The organism is Sulfitobacter sp. 1A12056 (assembly GCF_043558125.1).
GTDB classification, from domain to species: Bacteria; Pseudomonadota; Alphaproteobacteria; order Rhodobacterales; family Rhodobacteraceae; genus Sulfitobacter; species Sulfitobacter faviae.
Map to the genome: position 1 here is coordinate 179,459 of NZ_JBIFFY010000004.1, position 17,368 is coordinate 196,826.

Genomic DNA, 17,368 nt, shown 5'->3' on the forward strand with positions numbered 1-17,368 from the left:
GGGCCGACATGGACCTGAGCTATACAGACGAAGAACGCGCCTTCCGCGAGGAGGTGCGTCAATTCCTCGCCGAGAAACTGCCGAAAGAGCTTTCCGAGAAGGTGCGCCGCGGGCAGGAACTGACGAAGGACGACCATGAGCGCTGGCACGCGATCCTGAACGAACAGGGCTGGCTTGCGACCAACTGGCCCAAGGAGTTCGGCGGGGCGGCGTGGAACGCCGTGCAGCGCCACATCTTCGAGGAAGAAGCCGCCGCCCACCACGCGCCGCGCATCGTGCCCTTCGGCCTGTCGATGCTGGCGCCAGTGCTGCAGAAGTTCGGCTCGAAAGAGCAGCAGGACTACTGGCTGCCGCGCATCCTTTCGGGTGAAGACTGGTGGTGTCAGGGCTATTCCGAGCCGGGCGCAGGCTCCGACCTCGCCTCGCTGAAGACCACCGCGGTGAAGGACGGCGATCATTACATCGTCAACGGTCAGAAGACATGGACCACGCTGGGCCAGCACGCCAACATGATCTTCTGCCTCGTGCGGACGAACAAGGAGGTGAAGCAGCAAGAGGGCATCTCCTTCCTGCTGATCGACATGGACACGCCGGGCATCACCGTGCGCCCGATCATTCTGCTGGATGGCGGCGCCGAGGTGAACGAGGTCTTCTTCGACAACGTGAAAGTGCCCGCCGAGAACCTCGTCGGCGAAGAGAACAAGGGCTGGACCTACGCCAAGTACCTGCTGACCCATGAGCGCACCAACATCGCGGGCGTGGGCTTCTCTCAGGCCGGTCTGCAGGCCGTCAAACGCATCGCCAAATCCGAGATGGCCGGGGGCCGTCCGTTGATCGAGAACCCGCATTTCGCCGCCCGCGTGGCACAGGCCGAGATCGACCTGATGGCGATGGCCACGACCAACTTGCGCATCATCTCGAAAGCCGCTGCAGGGCAGGCGCCGGGCGTGGAAAGCTCCATGCTGAAGGTCAAAGGCACGATCATTCGGCAGGAGATCAACGATCTGGCCCGCCGCGCCGCCGGGGTCTACGCCATGCCCTTTGCCTCGGAAGCGGTGGCAGGCAGCAACGACGCGCTGCCCGACCCGCATGAGGCCGGCCCCGTGGCCGCGCAATATTTCAACAACCGCAAGCTGTCGATCTTCGGCGGCTCAAACGAGATCCAGCGCCAGATCATCGCCAAGACCATGCTGAGAGGTGGCAAATGAATTTCGACCTGACCGAAGAACGCCAGATGCTGCAGGACAGCCTGCGGCGCTTCCTGCGCGACAAATACGACACCGAGACCCGCAACCGCATCCTTGAAAGCGAGACCGGCTATTCGACCGAGATCTGGGAAGGTCTGGCTGAACTGGGCGTGATCGGCGCGCTCTTCACAGAAGAGCAGGGCGGTTTCGGCGGCGCGGGTTTCGACCTTGCCGTGGTCTTCGAAGAACTGGGCCGCGCCGGGGTGGTTGAGCCGCTTCTGGACAGTGCCGTGCTGGCCGGGGGGCTGATCGCCGACCTTGGGACCGAAGAACAGCAGGAGCATATCGAGCAACTGATCGGCGGCGCGCGGCAACTCGCCTTCGCCCATGGCGAACCGGGCAGCCGCTATGACCTCGAGCGCGTCACCACTTCGGCCACGCAAAACGGCGACCAGATCGTGCTCAGCGGTCGCAAGGCCGTGGTGGCGAATGCCGAGGCCGCCGACATACTCGTCGTCTCCGCCCGCGAAAGCGGTGAGGCGGGGGGCCGCGACGGCATCTCGCTCTTCCTCGTGCCCGCCGATGCCAAGGGGCTCTCGGTGACCGGCTATGCGTTGCTTGCAGGTGGCCGCGCCGCCGAGGTAACGCTGGATGACGTGACCCTGCCGGAAAGCGCCCGTCTGGGCGCGGCGGGCAAGGCATTTGACGCCATCGAGACACGCACCGCCAAGGCCACCGCCGCGCTCTGCGCCGAAACGCTGGGCGCGATGGAGACCGCCTGCGACCTCACTCGCGAGTACCTCGGCACCCGCAAGCAGTTCGGCCGCCCCATCGGCAGCTTCCAAGCGCTGGCGCATCGCATGGCGGACCTGCTCATCGACCTCGAACAGGCGCGCTCGGCCGTGATCAACGCGGCGGGCCATCTGGAGGACGATCGCGCCAGCCGCGAGCGTCACGTCTCGGCGGCGAAGAACCTGATGGGCCGCGTTGGCCGTCTGGTCTCGGAGGACACGATCCAGATGCATGGCGGCATCGCCATGACGCAAGAGTACGAACTGGCGCATATCGCCAAGCGCATCACCATGGCGGACCACCGCTTTGGCGATGTTGACCATCATCTGGAGCGGTTCATTGCACTATCCGCCGCATAATGCACCGACCAGCGGGGTTCAGCAGCTGATCGGGTTTACCCCCGACCTGTCGAACCCCGATGGCAGCACCCGCGTGACGCTTGATCTCGGCCCGCAGCACCTCAATGTCTCGGGCGTGCTGCACGGCGGGCTGCATACGCTGATGCTTGACGTTGCTGCCGGTTTCGCCTGCGCGCGGCACTGCGCGATGAGCGGACCTTTCGTGCCGATGCTGACGCTCTCGCTGACCACCGATTACATCGGCGCGGTCCGCGAAGGGCAGGTCATCGCCACGGGGCGCGTCACCGGCGGGGGCTTCAAGATTCTCTACGCCGAGGCACAGCTTCACGATGCCGAAGGCCGCCTGCTGTCGCGCGCCACCGGCGTATTCAAGAGGGCCAAGACATGAGCGCAAGGATCGAGGACCGCGGCGACCGGCTGATCGTCTGGAACGGTAACGCCGAGAAACGCGGCGCGCTGACGCCCGCGCTCTACGACGCCATCGCCGAGGCGATGCGACTGGCCGAGGAGCCGCGCATTCGCACGGTGATCCTGACCTCCGAGGGGCGGTTCTTCTGCGCCGGGGGCGACCTCAACGTGCTGATCGAACGCCGTAAGCTGACCGAAGAGGTCCGCCGCGAGCGGGTCGATGCGCTGCATGATCTGGTGCGGTCGATCCGCGCCTGCCCGGTGCCTGTCATTGCCGCCGTCGAAGGTGGTGCCGCGGGCGCGGGCCTGTCACTGGCGCTGGCCTGCGACATGATCGTGGCCTGCGAGGACGCGCAGTTCACCGCCGCCTACGTCAAGGCCGGGCTTGTGCCCGATGCGGGGCTGACGGCGTCACTCGCACGGCTCCTGCCGCGCCCCTTGGCGATGGAGATGTGCCTGCTGGGCCGCCCGGTCATGGCCATGCGCTTTGCCGAACTGGGCGCGGTGAACCGCATCTGCCCGAACGGTCGCGCGCTCGACGAGGCGCTGATGCTGGCCGACACGCTGGCCGCGGGTCCGTGCGCGGCGCAAGGCACGATCCGGGCCTTGGTCGGGCAGGCCTATGAGACCGACGTGGCCGCGCAGCTCGACGCCGAGCGCAACGCCATGGCCCGCGCCGCAGGCGGCGACGAGGCCGCCGAGGGCATCGCGGCCTTTTTGGAGAAACGAAAGCCCCGGTTCTAGCCGGGCGGCGGCTGCCGGAGGAGGGGGCCGCTATTAGGCAGGAGGAGACACCCATGAATGCCAGGGTACAGGATTTTCTAGCTGAGCAATTGGCGACCCGCCCAGAGGCACCAGCGCTGAGCGACGCCAGCGGTGCGGCTTGGAGCTTTGCCGATCTGGACCGCGCGCGTCGGGCTTTGGCGGCGGAATTGCGGGCCGCGGGGGTGCAGGCGGGCGACCGCGTGCTGTTGATGGTGGAAAACTGCGTTTCCGCCGTGGCCGGGCTCTATGCCGCGTGGGAGTTGGACGCCGTGGCGATCCCCGTCAACGCCCGCCAGAGCGAGGCCGAGGTGAAACGCATTCTCGACCACGCCACCCCGGCGGCGGTGCTGCTGACCTGCGAAGTCTCGCCCGAGGCGGCGGCCCATGCAGCGCGGCTGGACGCACGCGAGATTGCAGGCGATTTCGGCAGCTTGCATCTGGCCACGCCACAGCCCAGCAGCCCGGATGCCGATCTGCATGACGTGGCGGTGCTGCTTTATACCACCGGCACCACGGGCGATCCCAAGGGCGTGATGCTGACCCATTCCAACCTGCGCTTCGGGGCGCGGGCCTCGGCCGATCTGCGTCAGATGGTGCCGGGGGATGTGGTCTATGGCGTCTTGCCGATGACCCATGTCTTTGGCCTCGTCTCGGTCCTGATGGCCGCCGTGAGCGCGGGCGCGAAGGTGCGGCAGGAGAGCCGCTTTTCCGCCGCGAAACTCCATGCCGCGACCCATGAGGATGTCACGATCCTGCCTGCGGTGCCGCAGATGCATGCGCTGGTCATGCAATACTCGCGCGAGCGCGGCATGCCGAAACTGGAAAGCCCGACCCTACGCTATGTCTCCTCCGGCGGTGCACCGCTTGATCCTGCGTGGAAGCGCAAGGCTGAGGCTTTCTACGAACTGCCCCTGCAAAACGGTTTCGGCATGACCGAGACCTGCTCGGGCGCCTCGGCCACGACCAATGCGCTTGGCTCCCCCGATACCTCCGTCGGGCCGGTGACGCCGGGCACCGAGTGCAAGATCGACGACCAAGCCCCCGGCGGCAATGGCGCGGGCGAGGGCGAGGTGCTGGTGCGCGGCCCGCATGTGATGAAGGGCTATTACCGCAACCCGACTGAGACCGACAAAGCCATCGACGCCGAGGGCTGGCTACACACCGGCGATCTGGGCAAGCTCGATAAGGAGGGGCGGCTGCACATCCTCGGACGTTCAAAAGAGCTGATCATCCATGGCGGTTTCAACGTCTATCCGCCTGAGGTGGAGGCCGCGTTGAACGATCACCCGCGCGTGGTGCAATCGGCGGTGGTCGGACGGCGGCGCGAGGGCGACGAAGAGGTGTTGGCCTTCGTGCAGGTGGCACCGGGGGACGAGGTCACGGCAGAGGAGTTGCGTGGTTTCGTCAAGGAACGGCTCACGGGCTACAAACGCCCGTCGCAGATCATCGTGGCGACCGATTTGCCCGCAGCACCCACGGGCAAGATTCTGAAGCACCGCTTGCTGACAGCCTTTGCCGATCAACTGGCGTGACAGGGCGGGGCGCAGAAGCGCCCCGCATCTCTATCAGACGTAGGTGCCTTCGGCAGCGGCGCGGATCGCGCGGATGTTCTCGCCGTAGGGTGCCGGATCGCTGACCGAGCCGCCCTTGAAGACGGCGGAACCCGCCACCAGCACATCGGCCCCGGCCTGCGCCACCAGCGGCGCGGTCTTGGGATCGACGCCGCCGTCGATCTCGATATGTACGGGCCGGTCGCCGATCATCGTGCGCAACTCGCGGATCTTGGCGGTCATGTCGATGAATTTCTGCCCGCCGAAACCGGGGTTCACGGTCATCACGCAGACCAGATCGACCATGTCGAGGATCTCGGCCACGGCGCTTGCCGGCGTGCCGGGGTTCAGCGCCACGCCCGCCTTGGCACCCGCGCCGCGGATCGCTTGCAGGGTGCGGTGGATATGGGGCGTGGCCTCCACATGGGCGGTGATGAAATCGGCGCCCGCCTTGGCGAAGGCTTCGATATAGGGATCGACCGGGGCGATCATCAGATGCACGTCCATCACGCCCTTGATATGGGGCCGGATCGCCGCGCAGGTGGCGGGGCCGAAGGTGATGTTGGGCACGAAATGCCCGTCCATCACATCCACATGCACCCAGTCGGCGCCTTGGGCTTCGATGGCTTCGCATTCGGCGCCGAAATTGGCGAAATCGGCGGCGAGGATGGAGGGGGCGATCTTGATCGAACGGTCGAAAGTCATGGGGGCAAGCCTTTGTTACGAGGGTTGGCCCCTCATAACGGCTGACCGCCCCCGGGGAAAGAGGGCTAGAGGTCGAGCTCCAGCACCCCGCCGGGCTGTGTTGCACGGGACTGGCAGAGGATGATCGCCCCCTCACGCTGCTTGGCGGAAAGCACGAAGTCGCGGTGCTCCACCTCGCCGCCGCGCAACCCGCATTTGCAGACCCCGCAGATGCCGTCGGAGCATTTCAGGTCCACCGGCACCCCCGCCGCGATAAGCGCCTCGGCGGCGGTTTCCTCGGCCCCCACCTCGATCTCGCGGCCCGAGGTGAGCTTTAGCGTGAAGGGGTGGTTTTCGTAATCCGGCACCTCGGGGGTCGAGAAATATTCCAGATGCCGGGCGTCCTCCGGGATGCCGGCGTCTTCGGCGGCACCCAGTACGGCCTGCATAAAGGGCTCGGCCCCGCAGGTATAGACATGGGTGCCTTCGGGCGCGCGGGACATGATCGCGGGCAGGTCGGCGCGGGTGCCCTCGGCGGAGATATGCAGATGCACCCGGTCGGCCCATGGCATCGCGGCCAGTTCCTTGGCAAAGGCCGCGGCTTCGCGGGTCGAGGCAGAGTAGTGCAGATCGAAAGGCCGCCCGAGCGCATGCAGACGATGCGCGAAGGCGATCATCGGCGTGATGCCGATGCCGCCACCCATCAGCAGGCTGTGGGGGGCGTCCTCGATAAGTTTGAAATGGTTCACCGGCTTGCCGACGAAGATGCGCCGCCCTTTGGAGAACACCCGGTGCAGCAGGGCCGAACCGCCGCGGCCTGCTTCCTCGCGCAGCACGGCGATGCGGTAACGGCTGCGGTCCTCGGGGTCGCCCAAAAGCGAATAGGGGCGCAGGTATTCCGGGGCCACCACCAGATCGAGATGCGCGCCTGCGGTCCATGCGGGCAGGTCATGCCCCTCGGGGTGGGCGATGTCGTAAAGTCGTGTGGTGGCGTTTAGCTCCTCCACCGCGGTGATCCGCAGGTCAAGCACCGGGGTATCGCTGCCGACTTTGTAGAGATGCAGGTGATCGGTCTCGCCCGCCGCCGTCTTGCGGCGGTGTTCATCGGCGCTGATCAGGGCGGCATGGGCCTTGATCCCGGCCTCGCGGTTCATCGGGTCGGGATAGGGCCAGGGGTGCGGGGCCAGCGGGGCGGGGTAGACGGCGAGGGTCTGGTCTTCAAACCTAAGGTCCAACTCCGGTTGCAGGTCGCGCGCGTTCACGGGTTGCGCGGGGGTATCGAACTGGCCCGAGGGCTTGCGCTCGATGTCCCACCACCATTTCTTCACCGGGTTCAGCCGGCCTTTGCCGACCTTGTCGTCGAGCTTGGCCAAGAGCGGTGCCGCGGCGGGAATGTTCGAGGCGGCCCAGCGGAAGGGCGCCTCGGCGAAGAGCCCTTCGAGGTTCCACGGGCAGGTCTTCATGCAGCGCCCGCACATGGCGCCGCCTTGGTTGGTGATCCGGTAGGTGGCACATTTCTGACTGTCGGATTTCCAAATCTCGTAGCCGTTGAACATCTTCTTCGGCCCGGCGGTGATCGCGCCGGAGGGGCATTCGCGGGCGCATTTGTTGCAGGCCTCGCAGAATTTCTGCAGCCCGAAGTCGATGGGCTTGTCGTGGGCGACAGGCAGGGTGGTGGTGACCACGCCAGATTTCAGACGCGGGCCGAGGAAGGGGTTCAGGATCACCTCACCGATGCGGCTGACCTCGCCCAAGCCCGCCAGCAGCAACAGCGGCGGTTGCAGCACGTCGCCGTCCATCACCGTATGCGCCTTTGCCGAATGGCCGAGGTTGCGCAGGTGCTGCGCCAGCACGCCGCCCAGCATCGAGAACCGCAGGTAGGCGCGCATGGATTGCGACACGGCGATCCAGTCATCGCCCGAAGACCCCTCCATCGTGTCGAAGCCCTGATCGATGATGAGGCTCAGCGCCTGATTATGCGGCGGGGTGATGGGGGTGCCGGTGGCGTCATGGCTGTACCATGTCCAGTCTGGGCAGGCCGACAAGCCCGCCGCGTCCGCGCCGAGGAAATAGCTCGCCGCCTTGAGGTTCGCGGCATTGCGGGCGGTATCCTCGACCTCAGGGGCGTCTTCGTTCACCGGCCCGTCCTGCAACAGGATCAGCGCGCCCAGCAGGCGGCGTTGCGCGGCGGAGGGGGCGGATTTGATCACGTGATGCCCGCCCTTCATGGCGTTCTGCACCTTCGGCCCCATGTCGCCGAACTGGCCACGCGCGAAAAGGTCACCGCGTTTCGGCACGCGGGGGACGTTGGCGGCGTCGATATAGGTCGTGGGCTCCTCGACCCTATTCAACGTCTCAAAAGGATGCGGTCCCATGGCATAATCGCGCCGGGCGTAAGGATCCACGTCGCGGGCGCTGACGCCGCCGTGGGTGCCCAACTGCCAATGCGGCCCCTTCAGCACCGACCACGGCTGTTCGGCCAGCGGCGCGAGCGGCATGTCGGGCGCGAGGGCCATGTCGGTCGTCACCACCGCAAGGCCGAAGCGCGGGCCGATCCATGGCGCTTGCAGGCTGCCGTCCTCCATCACCGCCAACCCCGCCGCCACGGCCAGTTGCCCGAGGCTCACGTCGGAGGTGGTGGCCGAATGCACCTTGGCCGCGAAGCCCAACTGCCGGATGTATTCGGCAAGCACGGTGGCGTTCTCGGTGCCGCGCAGGCAGGCGCGCTCGGCTTGCGCGCCCATGATCCAATCGCTGCCCGGCTCGCCCTCGCGCGGGTCGCGGGGGTAGGCGGTGAGGATTACCAGCGCATGACTATGGCCGTCGATCGGGGTTTCTGGCGCATCTACGGCGTCGCGCAGGTTGGCCATGATGACATCGACGCCCGCGGCCAGCGTCTTGGTCTGTCGGCTGCGCAGTCCTTCGGCCAATTGGGCGGTGCCTTGGCTGCGGCGCGGGTGGGGCAGCAGCGCCTCGCGCGGCAGGGCGCAGACGCCCATCATCGAGGCATCGTTGTAATAGCCAAAGGATTTCAGATGGTTGGCCCGCTCCTGCGGACTGTCGGGGATCACCGCGCCCGCCCTGTTGACCGGCCCGTCGCGCAGCACGTCCATCATGGCCTGAAAGGGCGCCATGGCGTTGCAGATGCTCTGCGGTGCCTCGGGTCGCTCGAACCGCAGTTCCGGCTCGGGCGTCTTGGGCAGCCGGTCATGCGGTGCCTGTAACCGGCGCAGCCGTTCCAGCGGGAAGGGGCCGAGATGCATGGGGCGGGTCTTGGATGAAAAGAGCTTCATGGACAAATCGATGCCACGCTTTGGGATGATATGCTAGCCTTGGTTGTATCGGTAAACACTGCTCTCGCTTGACTTTTTGCGCAGCCGCCGACCATGCTGCGGCAAAATTGGAGGAGTAAGACCATGACCCTGTTCACCCGCCGTCAGGCCATCGCAACTTTGGGCGCCGCAACGGCTGTGGGGCTGGCGGCACCGGCACTGGCGCAGAACCGCAAGATCACCCTGGGCGCGCTGCGTTTCACCAGCCATGCGGGCAGCTTCGTCGGCTTTGAACGGGACTATTTCAAAGAGGCCGGTCTGGATGTCGAACTGCGCTTTTTCGAGGCCGCGCAGCCAATGGCCGTGGCGATTGCCAGCGGCGATGTGGACTATGCGATCACCGCGATTTCCGGCGGGCTGGTGTCGCTGGCGCAAAAGGGCGCGGTCAAGGTGATCGGCGGCGGCCTGCAAGAAGAGCAGGGCATCGACGGGCAGAAATTCCTCGTCTCCGACGCGGCCTATCAGGCGGGCATCACCGCGCCGGGCATGTTGGACGGCAAGAGCTTTGGCATGACGCAGGCGGGGTCGTCCTTTCACTACATGGGCTCCAAAATGGCCGCGGCTGAGGGGATCGACCTCAAGTTCAAGCCGCTGCAAAAGGTCGGCGCGGTGATCGGCGCGCTGAAGTCGGGCCAGATCGACGCATGGTCGATCGTGCCGCATATCGCCAAGCCGCTGGCCGGGTCGGGTGCCGTGCATATCATCGGCGATGTGGCGACCTATCTGCCGGATTATCAGGTGACCACGGTCTTCACCTCGACCAAAAACGCCACGGATGAGCAGGAGATGACCAAGAATTTCCTTGCCGGTTATTCCAAAGGTGTCGCCGATTACAACGCGGCGATGATCGCCAAGGAAAGCGGCGATGGGGGCGTGGATGAGATGGTCGATCTGATCCATAAATATGTCTACACCGACCGCCCGCGCGACAAGGCCGCGCCTTCGATCATCAATGGCACCATGCGCCTGAACGAAGGGGCCAAGCTGAACGTCGCCTCGGTCCGCGATCAGTTGGAGTGGTTCCAGTCCGAGGGGTTGGTCGATGCCGACATCACTTTGGAGACGCTGATCGACACCTCTTATGTCGAGACCGCGGGCAGCTAAACGCCCGACCTTTTGAAGGCTACACTGCTCAAGGCGCGCTCCCCACGGGCGCGCCTTTTGCTTTCGGGCCTGCGAGGGGATTTCGGCAACGCATGACTGGCAATGCCGCCGCGCCACGATACCTATGATGCTGAGACGGGGCCAAGCCCTGAGCAGAAAACGGGAATCGGCAGTGAGCGACGGCAGTTTTTTCGCCCTGAACGGCTATCATTTCGCATTGGGGGCCGTGGGGGCGGTGGTCATCCTTGCCCATTGGCTGCCCCGCTTTTTCAGCCGTCGTGAGCCTGCGGCCTCGGGGTTGTTGATCCTGCTCGGCATGGCAGTTTTCGCCCTTGTCCCCGGCATGCCGACATTCCCCGACCCCCGCGCGATGCCCTTCCCATGGGAGGTCGTCTCGGAGCTTTGCGTCATCGTCGCGCTTTTCGCGACGGGGCTAAGGATTGACCGGCTTTCGGATTGGTCCCGCTGGGGGCCGACGGCGCGGTTGCTGGCGCTGACCATGCCGTTGACGATCCTGTCGGTCGCGCTGATGGGCTGGGCCTTTGCGGGGATGACCGCTGCGGGCGCGATCCTGTTGGGCGCGGTGATGGCCCCCACCGATCCGGTATTGGCCGCCGATGTGCAGGTCGGCCCGCCGCATGAGGGTGGCGAGCATCCGGTGCGTTTCGCCCTGACCACCGAGGCGGCACTCAATGACGGCTTGGCCTTTCCTTTCGTCTACCTCGGCATTCTGGTCGCCGCCGAGGGGTTGGCCCCGGCGTCTTGGGGCGTGGAATGGCTGGCGCGTGACGTTTTCTGGCGCATCGCCGTGGGGGCCGTCATGGGGGCTGCGGGGGGCTGGGCCTTGGGGCAGGTTCTCTTCGCGGTGCCGCGCAATGCGGTGCTGGCCGAAACCTCCTCAGGCGTGGTGGCCTTGGCGGGGGTGCTGTTGTGCTATGGCACCACCGAATTGGCCGAGGGCTATGGCTTTATCGCCGTGGCGATGGCCGGTCTGGTGATCCGGCGGGTCGAGGCGGATCACGCATTCCACCGCCGTTTGCATGACTTCACCGCCGCTGTCGAACACGCGCTGACGGCGCTTTTGCTGGTGGCGATCGGCGCGGTGCTGCCTGCATTGCTGAGCGATCTGACCCTTGCAGGCGCGGTGATCGTGCTGGCGCTGATCTTTGTCGTGCGCCCCTTGGCGGGGTGGCTGTCGCTTATGGGCACGCCGCTTGAGACGCGCCCCCGCTGGGTTATCGCGCTCTATGGGATACGGGGGATCGGGTCGATCTATTACCTTGCCTATGCGGCGGGGAAGGTCGAGTTTCTGGACGAGGAGCCGCTGTGGGCGATGGTGGGTTTTGCCATCCTTCTGTCGACCTTGGTGCATGGCTTCACCGCCGGGATCGCGGTGGACGGGCTGCGCGGCAAGGGGGAGCCGTCCTCTTAGCCGACCCCGCGGGGCAGGGCGGTCGCGCCCTCTTGCGGATCGCACATTGCGCGCGGTGCGTTTTTGCTGAAAAAGGGCGGCATGGACCTCAAGCTTTCCTCCGTCAGCCATTACTATGGCGATACCCAAGTGCTGCGTGACATCACGCTCGACATTCCTTCTGGCCAGATCGTCTGCATCGTTGGCCCGTCGGGCTGTGGCAAATCCACTCTGCTGCGGATGCTGGGCGGGTTGGAGCGCCCCAGCGAAGGCCGGGTGTTGCAAATGGGCGATGCGCCCGAGGGCTGTCTGAACCCGCTGACCTATATTTTTCAGGACTTCGCCCTGCTGCCTTGGCGCAGCGTGCGCGGCAATGTGGCGCTGGTGCTGGAGGGGCATGGGCTGGGCAAGGCGCAGCGCGAGGCAATCATCGCCGATGTCTTGGCGCGGACCAAGTTGACCGATTTCGCCGATGCGCTGCCCAAGCAGTTGTCGGGCGGGATGAAGCAGCGGGTGGCGATTGCCCGGGCGCTGGCGGTGAACCCCGCCGTGATGCTGATGGATGAGCCGCTGAGCGCGCTTGATAGCCAGACCCGCGAATTGCTGATGGATGACCTTGTAGCGCTCTGGACGCGGCAGCCTTTCACGGCGGTCTATGTGACCCACAACCTCGCCGAGGCCGTGCGGCTGGGGCATAAGATCGTCGTCCTGTCGCGCCGTCCGGGTGAGCTGCGTGAGGTGGTGGAGTTGGACATGCCACTGGCCGAGCGGCGCCACGGCGACCCGGGTTTGGAGGCGCAGCAGCAGCACCTTTGGGGCTTGATGCGTGATGAGGCCGCGGCGGCGGATGCGGAGTTGATCGATGGCTGAAATGACGGATGTGAATGCCCGCGAGGTCACTTTTCGCGGCGGTGGCTTCCAGCCCGGCACGCGGCGCGGCGTGGGGCTTGCGGTTTTCGTGGTGCTGATCCTGCTGGCGGAATGGGGCACGCGCAGCGGTTTCATCTCCCCCCTGACCCTGCCGCGGCCCAGCGATGTCTTGCTGACCTTTCAAGAGCTTTACCAGTCGGGGATGCTGTTCAAACACCTCAGCCCCTCGCTGACCCGTTTGGCGGTGGGCGCGCTGATCGGTGCCTCATTGGGCATCGGCATTGGCGTGTTGATCGGGTTGTTCTCTTTGGTCCGCGCCGGGTTGGTGCCGCTGGTGGCCGCGATTTTTCCGATCCCCAAGATCGCGCTGTTGCCGCTTTTCGTCATCTGGTTCGGCATTGATGAGGCCAGCAAATACGCGCTGATCGCCTTTGGCACCTTCACGCCCACGGTGGTGGCGACCTATGCGGCGGTGGACAATGTGGACCGGGTGCTGATCCGCATGGGACAGAGTTTCGGGCTTGGCTGGTGGTCGATCGTGTCCAAGATCGTGGTGCCCGGTGCGATGCCGGGGATCCTTTCGGGACTGCGGATTTCGCTGACGATCGCGATTATCCTGCTGGTGGCGGCAGAGATGCTGGGCGCGGAATATGGGATTGGGGCGTATATCCTGCAGGCGGGGAGTCTTTATGACTTGGAGCGGCTGTTTGCGGGCGTGGTGATCTTGTCGCTACTGGGGGTGGCGGTGTCTGCGGCTGTGGCGGCGGTGGAGCGGCGCGTGTTGAGCTGGCGGGTATAACACAAGGGCCAGCGCCTGCCCGCGGGTCGGCGATCCAAACGGCGGTTCATGCCGCTTTATGGCTCAACCGTGATAAGACCTCGCCAGGGCGGGCCTAGCCTCACCAAATCGCCTACCCGTCCGGGCGGGCAGGCGATGGCCCGGCGCCTGCGGCTTGATTCCGGTCTTGGGGTGGTAGTCAATACCGGGGGAGGGCCGGGCGCCAAACACTCAGTTCCGGGCCGGGGTGGTAAGAGCGCATCATTTGCGTATCAATAGCGCCAACCGCCCTCACCAACGGACTCCACCATGACCGAACACACCACCACCCACGCCGCCGACGAAGACGCCCGCAACCGCGACATCAAGATCTACGTCAATGGCGACATCGTGCACCGCGACGCAGCCAAAGTCTCGGTCTATGACGCGGGCTTCATGCTGGGCGATGGCATTTGGGAAGGCATGCGCCTCTACAACGGCACATGGGCCTTCTTCGATGAGCATATGGACCGCTTCTTCAACTCCTGCAAAGCGATCTCGCTCGATGTGGGGATGGACAAGGCCGGCATCGCCGACGCCCTGCGCCGCACGGCAGAGGCGAACGACATGCATGATGACGTGCACTGCCGCCTGATGCTGACCCGCGGGATCAAGGACAAACCCTTCCAGCACCCCTCGCTCAGCACCACCGGGCCGACGCTGGTGATTATCATGGAGCATTCCAAACCCGTCGACCGGCTGCAATCCAAGGGCATCCGGCTCGCCTCCGTCCCGCAGGTCCGGGGCCTGCCGCACAGCCAAGACCCGAAGCTCAACAGTCATTCCAAGCTCAACTGCATCATCGCCTGCCTTCAGGCCGAGGCGGCAGGCGCGGATGAGGCGCTGATGCTCGACCCGCATGGTTTCGTGAACACCACCAATGCCTGTAACTTCTTCATCGTGCGCCGGGGCGAGGTTTGGACCTCCACGGGCGACTACTGCATGAACGGCGTGACGCGGCAAAAGGTCATCGACCTCTGCCACGCGAATGGCATCCCGATGAAGGAAAAGAACTTCTCGCTCTACGAGGCTTACGGCGCGGATGAGGCTTTCCTCACCGGCACCTTTGGTGCGCAAACCCCGGTGGCCGAGATTGACGGCAAACCTATCGGCACGGGCGAGCGCCCTGTCACCAAACGCATCCAAGCGCTGTACAAAGAGCTGATCAAACAGCACACGGCCTGAACGCCGCGAGGGTGCCCGCCCCCGCAAAGGGGCGGGCGGCATCTTAGGAGACCATGCGCTTGAGCGCGGGCACGCGGCGCAGCAGGAGCCAATCCAGCAGCCCTACGGCCAGCAGAGTGACCCCCGCCATGGGAAAGGCCAGCGCCACGGCCAGACCGACCACAACCGCGCCTTTCCACAGCGTCATATTGCGCGGCGCGGGCGGGGCAGAGAGCCAACCGGCAGGATTTGCCGGGCGGCGTTTCCACCACATCACCACGCCGGAGACGCAAAGAAAGATCACCGACAGGCAAAACAGCGTATTGGCCAAAACGCTCGGCCAACCCAGGGTGCCCATATGCAGCGCGATGCCCACGGCCATCGCCTTGCCTGCCAGCGAATAATCCTCATAGCGCACATCGGCGAGGATCTTGCCCGTGTGCCGGTCGATATGCACCGTCCGGTCGCTGGTGGGGTCTTCGGCATCGGTGTTCATCGAATCCCGGCTCAGCGTCCAAACCCCGTCCTCGCCGCGCGGCAGGTTCATCTGATAGCGCGCGTCAAAGCCGATCTGACGGGCCAGCGCGTCAATGGTGTCGAGCGTGGCGGGCGTGCCTTCGGTCAGTCCTGCGACACCGGCATCGCTGCCCGAGGCGGGCATCGGGGTCTGCTCCAACGCCCAAGGCACCTCCTTAGGCCCGTGGTTCATACTGGCGTGGATGTCATCCGACAGCGGGGCCTCCCATTTCTCCGCCGGGAACTGGCTCCAAGCCTGCACCATTTTCTCGCCCCAGATACCGGCCCACGACAGCCCGGAGATCAGGAAGAAGAACAGCACGACCGACACCCAAAGCCCGATTGCCCCGTGCAGGGATTTCCACAAGGCCCGCCCACGGCCCAGTCGCGGCAGCAGTGCCGCGCGCCAGCCCGTCCCGCGTGGCCACCAGAGGTAGAGCCCCGTCGCGATCAGCACCATGCCGAGCGATGCCGCGATCTCGATCATGCGGTCGCCGGTGACACCCAGCAGCAGGCTGCCGTGGATGTTGTCGGCCATATCGTACCAGCCGCTGCGGCGTGGGAAGCTGGCGAGCACTTCGGCGGTATAGGGATCGACGGCGACCATGGTCGCTACGTCATGCGCGTCCACCCGAAAGATCGCGGCCAGATCATCGGCGCGGGGGGCGACATATTGCACAAGGGTGCCGCCTTCGATGCTGACCTGTGCGGCGGCGGCCTGATCGGAGAGGGCGAGGGGCGCGTCTTGGGGGGTGACGGCAATCCGCTCTCCGTCCCGCCCCCCGATGAAGGCGATCCAGAGCATCACAAGCCCCGTTAGGGCGAGCATGATGAAAAAGGGGATGACATAGACCCCGGCATAGAAATGCCAGCGCCAAGCGGCGCGGTAAAAGCTGTTCGCACGTTGCGTGTTGTCGTTTTGCAGGGCTGCCGCGCCTGCAGGATCGATGGAAACCATGTGTTTGGTCCTCTGACTGAATTGATATGTGGTTTGGAGGTCAGAGAACCCGTGGCGGCGCCCTTGCGCGTTTGACAGAGGCACGGCGCGGTTTGGGCTGTGTGGCTGGGGCAGGGGGCAGCGGTGGCGCCGGGTGAAAGGTGACGGCCAAGGGCTGTACCGCCAGCCCCCTGCGTAGGGCCGCGAGGGAGTGCTGGTTCCAGTCGCAGGGCTTGTGCTCGGGCTGCACCGGTTCGCCATCCGGCCCGATGGTCACCGTCTCCACCCCGTAGCCCGTGCACAGCACCATGGTCAGCGCGCCTTGCTGGCGCTCTGGCATGGTTCCGGGCGCGAGCGCCGAGAACGCCCCAAACAACAACACCACCGCCCAGAGGCAGAGGTGTTGAAGCGGGCCGGTCAACGCCTTGCGGCGCATCCTGCGATGGGCTGGGGCTTAGTGTTTATGCTCGTGCGAGGAGTGATCCATGCCGCCCGCGTCATGCCCGCGGCGGCTTTCGACATTGAACGTCACATCCAAGGTCCCGGCCTTTTCAAAGGTCAGGGTGGCGGGGATTTTCTCGCCTTCCTCAAAAGGGTCACCGTCGAGACCCATGAACATCACATGCAGCCCCCCGGGCTTGAGGGTGACGGTTTCGCCCGCGGGCAGGTCGATGAAGTCCACATGCGACATGCGCGCGACGCCCATGTCATCGGTGGTCGTCTCATGGAGAGAGACTTCGTCAAAGCCCTCAGCGCTGATGCTGACAAGACGGTCGGCAGTGTCGCCGCCATTGGTGATCGTCAGATAGCCGCCGCCCACGCGGGCGGTTTTCGGGGTCTCATAAGCCATCGGGTGATCGACGGTCAAAGCGCCTGCGGTGTACTCATGCGCGGCGGCGGGCAGGGCGAGGAGGGCAGCCAAAGCTGCGGTATAGAAAGATTTCATTGTCATGTTCCATTGTCTGAGATGTGCAAAAAAAGGAGGTGGCTCAGACGAAGGGAGGCCCCCGGACAGGCGGTGGCGCCCCGGCGGGGCTGCGTGGTGCGCCCAAGGCGCGGGTCAGGCGGGGCGTGGCAAAGTGCGGCGCCGCGCGCGGCAGCAAGACATCCGCCGGGCTGGGCAAGATCAGCGCATTGACGATGCGGCAGGCTTCGCAATCCAAAGCCGCATGGTTCTGCCCTTCGACCGGCCCGTCGCAAAGATCGCTCAACGTGCCGCCCGCTTGGATAAAGGCGATGAACGCCGGATCCTGCTGCACCTGCGCGGTCGCCCGATGGGCGAAAGGCAAGCTGGCAAGGGCCAGCAGCAGCAAGAGGGTCAGGCTGACCCGAAGCGAGGATATGCGCGAAACGGCGGACATACGCCCTGATACCCCGGCTGTCGCGGCAAGGCTATAGGGCGCTTTGATCTGCGACGCGATGTCGTAGGCCGGGCGCTGTGTGTGTGGGGGGGGGGGGCTATCGGGGGAGAG

16 protein-coding genes are annotated in these 17,368 nt (G+C 65.4%); 10 read left to right on the plus strand and 6 right to left on the minus strand.

The window, feature by feature from the left end; genetic code table 11:
* Positions 1-8: 8 nt before the first annotated feature.
* Genes ACGYLD_RS10595 through ACGYLD_RS10615 form a run of 5 tightly spaced genes read left to right on the plus strand, consistent with a single transcriptional unit; the run spans position 9 to position 5,043 of the window.
* Positions 9-1,208, plus strand: coding sequence for an acyl-CoA dehydrogenase family protein (locus ACGYLD_RS10595; RefSeq protein WP_394402497.1), 1,200 nt, complete (start codon positions 9-11; stop codon positions 1,206-1,208).
* Positions 1,205-2,338: an acyl-CoA dehydrogenase family protein gene (locus ACGYLD_RS10600; protein ID WP_394402499.1), complete on the plus strand. Its 1,134-nt coding sequence runs from the start codon at positions 1,205-1,207 to the stop codon at positions 2,336-2,338. The genes ACGYLD_RS10595 and ACGYLD_RS10600 overlap by 4 nt, the downstream gene beginning before the upstream one ends.
* A complete protein-coding gene (locus ACGYLD_RS10605) occupies positions 2,319-2,726 on the plus strand; it encodes a PaaI family thioesterase (RefSeq protein ID WP_271692216.1) in 408 nt (135 codons plus the stop codon). The genes ACGYLD_RS10600 and ACGYLD_RS10605 overlap by 20 nt, the downstream gene beginning before the upstream one ends.
* On the plus strand, positions 2,723-3,490 hold the full coding sequence (locus ACGYLD_RS10610) for an oxepin-CoA hydrolase, alternative type (RefSeq protein ID WP_394402501.1): 768 nt from the start codon (positions 2,723-2,725) through the stop codon (positions 3,488-3,490). Before ACGYLD_RS10605 ends, ACGYLD_RS10610 begins: the two co-directional genes overlap by 4 nt.
* Before the next feature lie 53 nt (positions 3,491-3,543).
* Entirely contained in the window at positions 3,544-5,043 is a 1,500-nt protein-coding gene (locus ACGYLD_RS10615; RefSeq protein ID WP_271692214.1) for a class I adenylate-forming enzyme family protein, read from the plus strand.
* Positions 5,044-5,076: 33 nt separating this feature from the next.
* Here the strand turns inward: ACGYLD_RS10615 and rpe are convergent, their stop codons facing one another.
* Positions 5,077-5,766: a ribulose-phosphate 3-epimerase gene (gene rpe, locus ACGYLD_RS10620; protein ID WP_271692213.1), complete on the minus strand. Its 690-nt coding sequence runs from the start codon at positions 5,764-5,766 to the stop codon at positions 5,077-5,079.
* Positions 5,767-5,831: 65 nt separating this feature from the next.
* A complete protein-coding gene (locus ACGYLD_RS10625; protein ID WP_394402504.1) occupies positions 5,832-9,038 on the minus strand; it encodes a 4Fe-4S double cluster binding domain-containing protein in 3,207 nt (1,068 codons plus the stop codon).
* A 123-nt stretch (positions 9,039-9,161) separates the two neighbouring features.
* Here ACGYLD_RS10625 and ACGYLD_RS10630 point away from each other — a divergent pair, with 123 nt between their 5' ends.
* From ACGYLD_RS10630 to ACGYLD_RS10650, 5 genes are all read left to right on the plus strand, one after another.
* On the plus strand, positions 9,162-10,181 hold the full coding sequence (locus tag ACGYLD_RS10630; RefSeq protein WP_394402506.1) for an ABC transporter substrate-binding protein: 1,020 nt from the start codon (positions 9,162-9,164) through the stop codon (positions 10,179-10,181).
* A 172-nt stretch (positions 10,182-10,353) separates the two neighbouring features.
* The gene (locus ACGYLD_RS10635) at positions 10,354-11,613 is read left to right on the plus strand and encodes a cation:proton antiporter (RefSeq protein ID WP_394402508.1); all 1,260 of its coding nucleotides are present in this window, start codon (positions 10,354-10,356) and stop codon (positions 11,611-11,613) included.
* Between the two features lie 81 nt (positions 11,614-11,694).
* Positions 11,695-12,462: an ABC transporter ATP-binding protein gene (locus ACGYLD_RS10640; protein ID WP_271692209.1), complete on the plus strand. Its 768-nt coding sequence runs from the start codon at positions 11,695-11,697 to the stop codon at positions 12,460-12,462.
* The gene (locus ACGYLD_RS10645; RefSeq protein ID WP_271692208.1) at positions 12,455-13,261 is read left to right on the plus strand and encodes an ABC transporter permease; all 807 of its coding nucleotides are present in this window, start codon (positions 12,455-12,457) and stop codon (positions 13,259-13,261) included. Before ACGYLD_RS10640 ends, ACGYLD_RS10645 begins: the two co-directional genes overlap by 8 nt.
* A 288-nt stretch (positions 13,262-13,549) precedes the next feature.
* Entirely contained in the window at positions 13,550-14,464 is a 915-nt protein-coding gene (locus tag ACGYLD_RS10650; protein WP_394402510.1) for a D-amino acid aminotransferase, read from the plus strand.
* 43 nt (positions 14,465-14,507) lie between these two features.
* Here ACGYLD_RS10650 and ACGYLD_RS10655 read toward each other — a convergent pair whose 3' ends face one another.
* From ACGYLD_RS10655 to ACGYLD_RS10670, 4 genes are read right to left on the minus strand one after another with little or no spacing between them, the layout of a single operon-like run.
* Positions 14,508-15,917, minus strand: a complete 1,410-nt coding sequence (locus ACGYLD_RS10655) for a PepSY domain-containing protein (protein WP_271692206.1) — start codon at positions 15,915-15,917, stop codon at positions 14,508-14,510.
* A 40-nt stretch (positions 15,918-15,957) separates the two neighbouring features.
* On the minus strand, positions 15,958-16,332 hold the full coding sequence (locus ACGYLD_RS10660; RefSeq protein WP_271692205.1) for a hypothetical protein: 375 nt from the start codon (positions 16,330-16,332) through the stop codon (positions 15,958-15,960).
* Between the two features lie 18 nt (positions 16,333-16,350).
* Positions 16,351-16,842: a copper chaperone PCu(A)C gene (locus ACGYLD_RS10665; RefSeq protein WP_271692204.1), complete on the minus strand. Its 492-nt coding sequence runs from the start codon at positions 16,840-16,842 to the stop codon at positions 16,351-16,353.
* A 43-nt stretch (positions 16,843-16,885) separates the two neighbouring features.
* Positions 16,886-17,257 (minus strand): polyketide synthase, encoded by a 372-nt coding sequence (locus ACGYLD_RS10670; RefSeq protein WP_168612332.1) that lies wholly within the window; start codon positions 17,255-17,257, stop codon positions 16,886-16,888.
* Positions 17,258-17,368 lie beyond the last annotated feature (111 nt).

What these genes read in the sequence shown, in the direction of transcription:
- ACGYLD_RS10595 (WP_394402497.1), top strand. Translation starts at nt 9, where the DNA reads ATGGACCTGAGCTATACAGACGAAGAACGCGCCTTCCGCGAGGAGGTG.
- ACGYLD_RS10600 (WP_394402499.1), top strand. Translation starts at nt 1,205, where the DNA reads ATGAATTTCGACCTGACCGAAGAACGCCAGATGCTGCAGGACAGCCTG.
- ACGYLD_RS10610 (WP_394402501.1), top strand. Translation starts at nt 2,723, where the DNA reads ATGAGCGCAAGGATCGAGGACCGCGGCGACCGGCTGATCGTCTGGAAC.
- ACGYLD_RS10615 (WP_271692214.1), top strand. Translation starts at nt 3,544, where the DNA reads ATGAATGCCAGGGTACAGGATTTTCTAGCTGAGCAATTGGCGACCCGC.
- rpe (WP_271692213.1), bottom strand. Translation starts at nt 5,766, where the DNA reads ATGACTTTCGACCGTTCGATCAAGATCGCCCCCTCCATCCTCGCCGCC.
- ACGYLD_RS10625 (WP_394402504.1), bottom strand. Translation starts at nt 9,038, where the DNA reads ATGAAGCTCTTTTCATCCAAGACCCGCCCCATGCATCTCGGCCCCTTC.
- ACGYLD_RS10630 (WP_394402506.1), top strand. Translation starts at nt 9,162, where the DNA reads ATGACCCTGTTCACCCGCCGTCAGGCCATCGCAACTTTGGGCGCCGCA.
- ACGYLD_RS10640 (WP_271692209.1), top strand. Translation starts at nt 11,695, where the DNA reads ATGGACCTCAAGCTTTCCTCCGTCAGCCATTACTATGGCGATACCCAA.
- ACGYLD_RS10645 (WP_271692208.1), top strand. Translation starts at nt 12,455, where the DNA reads ATGGCTGAAATGACGGATGTGAATGCCCGCGAGGTCACTTTTCGCGGC.
- ACGYLD_RS10650 (WP_394402510.1), top strand. Translation starts at nt 13,550, where the DNA reads ATGACCGAACACACCACCACCCACGCCGCCGACGAAGACGCCCGCAAC.
- ACGYLD_RS10655 (WP_271692206.1), bottom strand. Translation starts at nt 15,917, where the DNA reads ATGGTTTCCATCGATCCTGCAGGCGCGGCAGCCCTGCAAAACGACAAC.
- ACGYLD_RS10660 (WP_271692205.1), bottom strand. Translation starts at nt 16,332, where the DNA reads ATGCGCCGCAAGGCGTTGACCGGCCCGCTTCAACACCTCTGCCTCTGG.
- ACGYLD_RS10665 (WP_271692204.1), bottom strand. Translation starts at nt 16,842, where the DNA reads ATGAAATCTTTCTATACCGCAGCTTTGGCTGCCCTCCTCGCCCTGCCC.
- ACGYLD_RS10670 (WP_168612332.1), bottom strand. Translation starts at nt 17,257, where the DNA reads ATGTCCGCCGTTTCGCGCATATCCTCGCTTCGGGTCAGCCTGACCCTC.